The following is a 1,365-nucleotide window of genomic DNA, read 5'->3' on the forward strand; positions in this document are numbered from 1 at the left end:
TGAAATGTCCACTTTTATTGAAGCGAAACATTGAGCCATAGCAAAATTCTCTAATGAAATAATAGTTCGCAATCTTTTTCGGCAAACTGATTTTATATTTGTTGCCGTTAAAATTCATCACATCACGAAAGTGCATGTAAAACCCACTTCTAAATGCGGTTTCAATATTTTTTTGGAGATCACCTTCGGGCAATTTTCCTCTTTGTTTTTCGATCTCTCTTGTGCGGCTGATTTTTGAAATTAAATTTGAAGTAATTTGCCTTAGTAAATTTTGCTCATCCAGACAAAACTTTTTGAGAAAAAGTCCGTTAAACCTCTCTTCTTCTTTTTTGAGAATTGAATTTACTTGTTTTGATAATTCTGCTTTGGTAATCTCGTCATTTTTATATTTATCGTAAAGTTTGATTATTTTGTTTTCAAAAATACCAATGTACTTAGGAATTTTTTCCCAATTATTGACATATTCATATAGCTCTTTTTTAAATTCTTCTCGTTCGTTCTCTGTCTTTAGTAAGCTGTAAAAATCTGTAAGTTCATTGCAAATATCATTGATGATTGCCTTTTGTGGTTTTAGTTGAAAGAAAATCGCACCCCCACCAAAAAATGGCTCGATGTAACGATCAAAAGTAGGAATCAAATCCTTAATATAAGGAAATTCTTTTGTTTTGCCACCAGGCCATTTAATAAGTGTTTGCATACTAATCTAAATATGTTTGTTTAATAGACTCTAATGCTTCTGTAATAAGGTTTGCGTTTTCTTTGTATGCGCCCAAAACAGTTTGATAACCGTCATCTGACTTACAAACAAAGTTCCAAAAATCACAACCAATCAAAAGCTCATCGTCGGCGAAGAATTGTCGCACTCTCTCTTGCTTCCATGGTCTATTCTCTCCGTATCGATTGTAGGCTGTTGCAAAGCGGATGTTTATTTTTTCGCCTTCTGGTAACGTATTAGAAAGAATTGCAAACTGCTCCAACAGTGCCTCTTTTTCAGAACGAGCCTTTTTATTATCAAGATCACCACCGATTTTTAATTCAATCAAAAACTTTTCACCCGTATCCCTGTCGGTTAAATAATAATCACTATCGTGCCTTTTGATTATAAGACTGTCATCTTGTGGTTTTGTTCGTAGAACTTGATAACTTTCAACCGTCGGGGCAATTTCTCGGCGTTTATATTTTTCGAGCAACTCCGCAATTTTTGATGTTTGCTCTGGTCCTAATGGTCCCGAGACCTCACTCTTTACTTCATAAGATAGTTTTGCAATCTGTATTGCTAATTTTTCAAGCATATTTCCGAGTGAACTATCGAGAGAGCGAACGAGTGCGGAGTAGTATTGAATATCTGGCCCAAGGGCGGCAATG

The 1,365-nt window shown here is 35.2% G+C and carries 2 protein-coding genes; both read right to left on the bottom strand.

Features of this window, described 5'->3' with window-relative positions:
* On the bottom strand, positions 1-697 hold a 697-nt coding region (locus COU51_04600), incomplete at its 3' end, for a DNA adenine methylase (protein ID PIR66311.1).
* A 1-nt stretch (position 698) separates the two neighbouring features.
* Positions 699-1,364: a TdeIII family type II restriction endonuclease gene (locus COU51_04605; protein PIR66312.1), complete on the bottom strand. Its 666-nt coding sequence runs from the start codon at positions 1,362-1,364 to the stop codon at positions 699-701.
* Position 1,365 lies beyond the last annotated feature (1 nt).

It is taken from the genome of Parcubacteria group bacterium CG10_big_fil_rev_8_21_14_0_10_36_14 (genome assembly GCA_002772895.1).
In the GTDB taxonomy this organism is placed as follows: Bacteria; Patescibacteriota; Patescibacteriia.